This window comes from Azovibrio sp., assembly GCF_049658005.1.
Taxonomy (GTDB): Bacteria; Pseudomonadota; Gammaproteobacteria; order Burkholderiales; family Rhodocyclaceae; genus Azovibrio.
In genome coordinates this window covers 1-6018 of sequence record NZ_JBASOH010000072.1, presented here as the reverse complement: position 1 = coordinate 6018, position 6018 = coordinate 1, and the positions used below count along the sequence as shown (strand labels likewise).

At 62.5% G+C, this 6018-nt stretch carries 8 protein-coding genes and 1 pseudogene; 2 read left to right on the top strand and 7 right to left on the bottom strand.

The annotated features are described in order from the left end of the window. Positions 1-220: pseudogene (locus tag WBH99_RS07525) on the top strand (IS1380 family transposase); the annotation flags it as partial. Between the two features lie 377 nt (positions 221-597). On the opposite strand, the gene mgtA reads toward WBH99_RS07525, so the two are convergent. The 4 genes from mgtA to WBH99_RS07505 all read right to left on the bottom strand — a co-directional run bounded on the left by mgtA (position 598) and on the right by WBH99_RS07505 (position 4221). Further along, positions 598-3222 (bottom strand): magnesium-translocating P-type ATPase, encoded by a 2625-nt coding sequence (gene mgtA / locus WBH99_RS07520; RefSeq protein WP_424219486.1) that lies wholly within the window; start codon positions 3220-3222, stop codon positions 598-600. Between the two features lie 75 nt (positions 3223-3297). Next, on the bottom strand, positions 3298-3576 hold the full coding sequence (locus WBH99_RS07515) for a hypothetical protein (RefSeq protein ID WP_424219485.1): 279 nt from the start codon (positions 3574-3576) through the stop codon (positions 3298-3300). 28 nt (positions 3577-3604) lie between these two features. Further along, on the bottom strand, positions 3605-3946 hold the full coding sequence (locus WBH99_RS07510; RefSeq protein WP_424219484.1) for a type II toxin-antitoxin system RelE/ParE family toxin: 342 nt from the start codon (positions 3944-3946) through the stop codon (positions 3605-3607). After that, a complete protein-coding gene (locus tag WBH99_RS07505) occupies positions 3946-4221 on the bottom strand; it encodes a type II toxin-antitoxin system Phd/YefM family antitoxin (RefSeq protein WP_424219483.1) in 276 nt (91 codons plus the stop codon). The genes WBH99_RS07510 and WBH99_RS07505 overlap by 1 nt, the downstream gene beginning before the upstream one ends. Before the next feature lie 134 nt (positions 4222-4355). Between WBH99_RS07505 and WBH99_RS07500 the strand changes: the two genes are divergently transcribed. After that, the gene (locus WBH99_RS07500; protein ID WP_424219487.1) at positions 4356-4526 is read left to right on the top strand and encodes a hypothetical protein; all 171 of its coding nucleotides are present in this window, start codon (positions 4356-4358) and stop codon (positions 4524-4526) included. 24 nt (positions 4527-4550) lie between these two features. Here WBH99_RS07500 and WBH99_RS07495 read toward each other — a convergent pair whose 3' ends face one another. The 3 genes from WBH99_RS07495 to WBH99_RS07485 all read right to left on the bottom strand — a co-directional run. Next, positions 4551-4973 carry an ExbD/TolR family protein gene (locus tag WBH99_RS07495; protein ID WP_424219482.1) on the bottom strand — a complete coding sequence of 141 codons (423 nt, stop codon included), beginning with the start codon at positions 4971-4973 and terminating at the stop codon, positions 4551-4553. 1 nt (position 4974) lies between these two features. Beyond that, a complete protein-coding gene (locus WBH99_RS07490; RefSeq protein ID WP_424219481.1) occupies positions 4975-5670 on the bottom strand; it encodes a MotA/TolQ/ExbB proton channel family protein in 696 nt (231 codons plus the stop codon). A 2-nt stretch (positions 5671-5672) separates the two neighbouring features. Continuing rightward, on the bottom strand, positions 5673-6018 hold a 346-nt coding region (locus WBH99_RS07485; RefSeq protein WP_424219480.1), incomplete at its 5' end, for an energy transducer TonB.

Here is a 6018-nt window from a genome sequence, read left to right as displayed (position 1 = left end):
GAACCTGCTGCGCCTAATCGGCGTGCACACCCTGCACGGCAAGGATGCGCCCGTGCGCCACAAGGCCCAGCGTCGGCGCATCAAGACCGTGATGCAGGAGATGGTCTACAAGGCCGCGCGGCTCATTGGCCATGCGGGCCGCTGGGTGCTCGGTTTGGGCGAGCACGATCCGGGCTACGCGGCCTTTGCGCGCCATTACGCCCAACTGCGCGCGACATAGACGGGCGACATGGCGCAGCGCGGTGCCCTGACCAGCAACTGCGAACCATCCCGGCAACACCCGCCACCCGTGCCGCCATCGCTGCAGGCGCAGCCCTGCACGCTGCGTGCCGAACACCGTTTGTGGAGTGTCTTGATGGCCGCTGGGGCGACGTTCATGCCCGCCATAACGGCCAGCGCAGGGTCTTGGACGCATGCAGGCAGGCAATCCGGGCAACGAAATTCAGAAAATCCAATGAGGCGCGGATTCGTTATGGGGGGCACGGATTCAGGAATGAGTCAGACTCCATTGATCATGTGAAACGCGATCTGATTGAATCAGCAGGTTACGATCGTAGCCATCGAACCCCCGGAGCTCTCTGCTCTACCCTCTTTGCTCTACCCATTGATCGATGGGTGCTTGATTGCAGGGCCCGGCCCATTTTTGCGTGGTGGCCTGGCCACTGCCCAACGGTAGAAACCCTGTTTGGCCAGTTCGACAATGCAGAGATAGACCAGCACCATGACGCCGAGGATGAAATAAAACTTCGCGGGTGGCGGCACAAAGCCGAAATAGGTGCCCAAGGGTGTGAAGGGCAGCAGCATCGCCGTGGCGACGATCGTCAGCGAAGTTGCCGTGAGCAGCGGATGGGGTCGGCTTTTGAGCGGATTTTTTCGCGTGCGGATGATAAAGATCACCAGTACCTGGGTGCAGAGCGATTCGACGAACCAGCCGGTCTGAAACAGTTTTTCATTCGCCTGAAAAACGACCCGCATGATGTAAAAAGTCAGGAAGTCGAACAACGAGCTGACCGGCCCGATCACGAGCATGAAATTGCGCACAAAATCCATGTCCAGCACCCGCGGGGTACGGGTTTCGCGGGCGTCCACCTTGTCCAGCGGGATGGGAATTTCCGAGAGGTCATAGAGAATGTTGTTGAGCAGGATCTGCGTCGGCAACATCGGCAGAAATGGCAGGAACAGCGAGGCGCCGGCCATGCTGAACATGTTGCCGAAGTTCGAGCTGGTGCCCATCATGATGTACTTCATGATGTTGCCAAAGGTGCGCCGCCCTTCGAGCACGCCCGCATGCAGCACATGCAAATCCTGTTGCAGGAGGATCATGTCGGCGGCTTCCTTGGCGACATCCACGGCCGTATCCACGGACAAACCGACATCCGCCGCATGCAGGGACGGCGCATCGTTGATACCGTCGCCCAGATAGCCGACCACATGGCCGCGCGCGCGGAGCGCCCGGATCACGCGCTCCTTCTGCGCCGGATTGACGCGGCAGAACAGGTTCACCGCCTCCACCCGGGCCTGCAGGGCGTGATCGTCCATCGGTTCGATCTCCTTGCCGGTCAACAGCCCCATTACCGGAATCTTCAACTCGGCGCAGATGTGGCGGGTCACCAGGTCGCTATCCCCGGTCACGATCTTGATCTCGATACCGGTTTTCTTCAGCGCCGCCAGGGCGGGCCCCGCACTGGTCTTGGGCGGGTCGAGAAAGGCGGCAAAACCGGCCAGCACCAGTTCTGTTTCATCGCTCACCACGGCATGGGGATGGTCCTGCGGCACCTCGCGCCAGGCAATGCCCAAGGTACGGAAACCGCCTTCTTCCAAGGCCCGGTACTGGCTGCGGATGTTCGCCAGCGCCGCGTCATCCAGCGGCTGCTGAATGATCGCGCCGGGTCCGGCGCCCGGATGGGTGTCTTGCGCTTCATGGTGCGTACACAGCCCGACGATTTCATCGGGCGCGCCTTTCACCACCAGCCAGCGCGTTTCGCCGTTATCGATCAACACCGAGACGCGGCGCCGCTCGAAATCGAAAGGCACTTCGTCGATTTTTTTCCAGGCGCCAATCTCGATGTGCCGATGGGCAAGAATGGCTTCGTCGAGGGGACTTTTCAGGCCGGTTTCAAAAAAACTGTTGAAGTAGGCCAGTTCGAGTACCCGTTCGCTGGGCTGGCCTTGAGCATCCACATGTCTTTCCAGGCGGATTTTTGCTTCGGTCAGGGTGCCGGTCTTGTCGGTGCACAAGACATCCATCGAACCCAGATCCTGAATGGCGGAGAGGCGCTTGACGATCATGTGTTTTTTGGCCATGCGCAACGCCCCCCGCGACAGCGTGACCGAGACCACCATGGGCAACAGTTCCGGCGTCAGGCCCACGGCCAGCGCCACGGCAAACAGGAAGGATTCCAGCCAGGGTTTGTGGAAATAGGCATTCACCAGCAGCACGAACATCACCATGAGCACGGTCAGGCGCATGATCAGCATGCCGAAATGGCGGGTGCCCAGCTCGAAAGAAGTCGCTTCCGTCGGCCCAGAAATGCTCTCGGCGATGGCGCCGATGGCGGTATCCGCGCCCGTTTTCACCACCCGCATGCGGGCGCTGCCGCTGATGACCGAGGTGCCCATGAACACCGCGTTGGTCGCCTCCTGAACATCGGTGGCCGTAGCCGCGAGAACGCCGGGACGCTTTTCCACCGGATAGGATTCACCTGTCAGCAGCGTCTGCTTGACGAAGAAATCGCGCGCTTCCAGCACCCGGCCATCCGCCGGAATCAAATCACCCGCTGCCAGCAGCACGATGTCGCCGGGGACGACCTCGGTTACCGCAATCTCCAGCGGCTGCCCATCGCGCAGCACATTGACCCGAACAGAAACCGACTGGCGCAACTTTTCCGCCGCCGCGTTGGCCCGATACTCCTGAACAAAATCCAGCGTGACGCTCAACAGCACGATGCAGCTGATGATGAGGAAGTTGGCCAGCTCCCCGGTAAATGCAGAAACCGCGCTGGCGGCGAGCAGGATGAGGACCAGCGGATTCTTGAAGCGGGCGAGATACTGGCGCAGCAGTGATTTTTTCTGCCGCTCGCGCAACAGGTTGGGGCCGAACCTGTCCAGCCGCGCTTTGGCCTCGACACTGGACAAGCCGGCAATCCCGGTCGTTTCTTCCAGAGGCTCCAGCCACCAGGGGCCAGGCGTTGATTCTATCGAAGGCGTTGATTCTATCGACATTGCAGCGTCACCCGGTCAGTTTTGCGCGATATCCGCGAGATTGCCGGACAAGGCCTATGCCGACGGCCAGAGATGTCATGCATTTGCGTCCTCATTTGCGAATGTGGTTTTCGTGCGCCCAGTACGGGACCAGACAAACCACCATGCAAGCACCGCACCAGCCAATGCGATTGGCGGCACGACCATGAATAAGAGCATGCCAAACCCCAGGTCGTCGCCCAACTCGGCCCGAGAGTTCATGCCAGTCGAGAACATCTCGTAGCAGGCAGCAAGCTCTGCCGCAAGCCATGCAAATGCGGGTCCGCTGACAAGAGCAGCAGTTGATGCCAGAAGTGCGCGCAGACCTTTATGCATGATGAGCACGGGTACGGGTGGCTGCGGGTCAAGCGCCCAGCAGGCGGCGGGCAAGCACGGTTTGCATGTCGCGGCGTCCATCCGCAATCAGGTAAATGATGACTTGGCTGCCTGTGACACGGTAGATCACGCGGTTAGGCTTGAAGAAAGTCTGGCGGTATTCTTTGATCCCCAGGCTGACCAGTTCCTTCGGATAGCTGCCGCGATCCGGGAATCTCGACAGGCTTTCCACAACGTTCATCAACGCATCCAAGACAGGGTTGGCGTTGGCGACGCAGTCGAATTCGCAGAGGTAGTCGTGGATGGCCTCCAGGTCCTGCTCCGCGCCCTCCGTGAGCAGGACTTCAAACTTGGCGGATGTGCCTGCCATCAGGCGGAGGCCCGCTTGGCGCGCAGGCGGGCAACGACGTCAGCCACAGGCTTGACCTTGCCGGCAGACAGATCCTGATTGCCCAGCGCAAGGATTTTCAGCAAGGCCAGTGTTTCTTGCGTCTCTTCGAACGAGGCGATGTCCTGCAAGACAGCCTTGGCTTCGCCGTTTTGGGTGATGACCATCGGTTCACGCTGCTCCGCGAGGTGTGTCAGAACCTCGGCAGCGTTGGCTTTGAGATAGCTGATGGGCTTGACTTGTGATGAGTAGCGCATGGCGATGCTCCAGACTTGACAGAGACTTAATATAGTCTTTTTATGGTCCTGTCACAAGATATGAAGACGGACGGTAGTTATTTGAATAAGTGCGCCGTTTTGTTCTTTTTCAAGGCAAACGGCATCCGGCGGGGATGGGGGCAGAGGTCGAGGCGTTGTTGACGCACCTGGCGGTGGATGGTCAGGTGGCGGCATCGACGCAGAATCGGGCCTTTTGGACCGGCCATGCCTGGATCGGAAGTCCTGGGGGTGGATTCGCCCTGGCGGAATCGGGTGGTTCGGGTGGTTCGGGATGGCGGTTCTGATCTTCATGTCGGCCGGGGAGGGCATCAAGGACTGGGTTCTGGCTGGGTGACGAAGCCGATGCGGGTCAAATTCGCCCTCTGGGCGGCGGCCATGACCCGGGCCAGGTGCCGGTAGGGGGTTTCGGCATCGGCGCGCAGGCGGATTTCCGGCTGGGGCTGGCGCCGGGCGGCTTCCTCCAGGTGGGCCTGCAGGGCGGTGGCGGCTAGGGGCTGGCCGTTCCAGAACAGGCTGCCGTCGGCTTGGATGCCTAGCTGCACCGGGTCGGGCTGGGCCTCCAGGGGCGCGGCCTGGGCCTGGGGCAGGTTCACCTGGATGCCCTGGGCCAGGAGCGGCGCGGTAAGGATGAACACCACCAGCAGCACCAGCATCACGTCCACCAGGGGAGTCGTGTTGATCTCGGCGTTGAGTTTGGGGACGCCTTCCCCCCCGAAGCTGCCGAAACTCATTTCAGGCTCCCACCACCCGGGGCCGCCGGGGTTCCAGGGGGCGCCAGGCTTCCCCCGCCGTGGCCTGGGCGTACAGGTCGTGGGCGAAGCCGTCGGCGGCGGCCATGAGGATGCGGTTGGCGCGATTGAGGAAGTTGTAGGCGAGCACGGCGGGAATGGCGACGAACAGGCCGGCGGCGGTCATGATCAGGGCTTCGCCCACGGGGCCGGCCACCACGTCGAGCTGCACCGAGCTGGCCCGGGAGATGCCGAGCAGGGCGTGGTAGATGCCCCAGACCGTACCGAACAGGCCGACGAAGGGGGCCACGGCGGCGGTGGAGGCAAGCAGGGTGAGGCCGCTTTCCAGGGTCATGGTGATTTCCGCCAGGGCTCGGCGCAGGCTGCGGGTGAGCTGGCCGGGATAGTCGAAGCCGGGATGGCGGGCGGCCGGGCCCAGTTCCAGGGCGGCGGCGGAAAGAGGCGCAAGGAGGCGGCTGCAGGGGGTTTCCAGCAGCAGTTGATGCCCACCCTCCAGGCTGGGGGCGCTCCAGAAGCGGGACAACGCCGTGGGCAGGCAGCGGCGCAGGCGCCAGACATCCCAGCCCCGGCCAAGGATGACGCTCCAGCTGGTGATGGACATGAGGATGAGCACCAGGGCCACGGCCCGGCCGATATTGTCGGTATGGTTCCAGAGCTGGGCGAATTCGAGGGTTTGCATGATCAGTTTTCCAGTTTGAAGAGGATGGGAACGAGAACGCTGGCGGCGACCGGGGTGCCGCCTTGCTGGGCCGGCACGAAGCGCCAGTTCCGGACGGTATTCAGGGCGGCCTCATCCAGGCTGGCGTGGCCGCTGCTCTGGGCGATCCGGACCTGTTCGGGCAGGCCGGCGGCGCTGACCTCGACCTTGAGCAGCACCCTGCCCTCCTCCCCCCGGCGCCGGGCCAGCAGCGGATAGGCGGGCTTGGGATTGTGCAGGTAGGCGGCATCGAAGCGGGGGGCGCCAAGAGATGCCCCCTGGCCGCTGCCGGCGGTTTCGGCAGAGCCGGCGGCGCTCGAAGCGGAAGGC

What these genes read in the sequence shown, in the direction of transcription:
- WBH99_RS07495 (WP_424219482.1), bottom strand. Translation starts at nt 4,973, where the DNA reads ATGAGTTTCGGCAGCTTCGGGGGGGAAGGCGTCCCCAAACTCAACGCC.
- WBH99_RS07505 (WP_424219483.1), bottom strand. Translation starts at nt 4,221, where the DNA reads ATGCGCTACTCATCACAAGTCAAGCCCATCAGCTATCTCAAAGCCAAC.
- WBH99_RS07490 (WP_424219481.1), bottom strand. Translation starts at nt 5,670, where the DNA reads ATGCAAACCCTCGAATTCGCCCAGCTCTGGAACCATACCGACAATATC.
- WBH99_RS07500 (WP_424219487.1), top strand. Translation starts at nt 4,356, where the DNA reads ATGGGGGCAGAGGTCGAGGCGTTGTTGACGCACCTGGCGGTGGATGGT.
- mgtA (WP_424219486.1), bottom strand. Translation starts at nt 3,222, where the DNA reads ATGTCGATAGAATCAACGCCTTCGATAGAATCAACGCCTGGCCCCTGG.
- WBH99_RS07510 (WP_424219484.1), bottom strand. Translation starts at nt 3,946, where the DNA reads ATGGCAGGCACATCCGCCAAGTTTGAAGTCCTGCTCACGGAGGGCGCG.
- WBH99_RS07515 (WP_424219485.1), bottom strand. Translation starts at nt 3,576, where the DNA reads ATGCATAAAGGTCTGCGCGCACTTCTGGCATCAACTGCTGCTCTTGTC.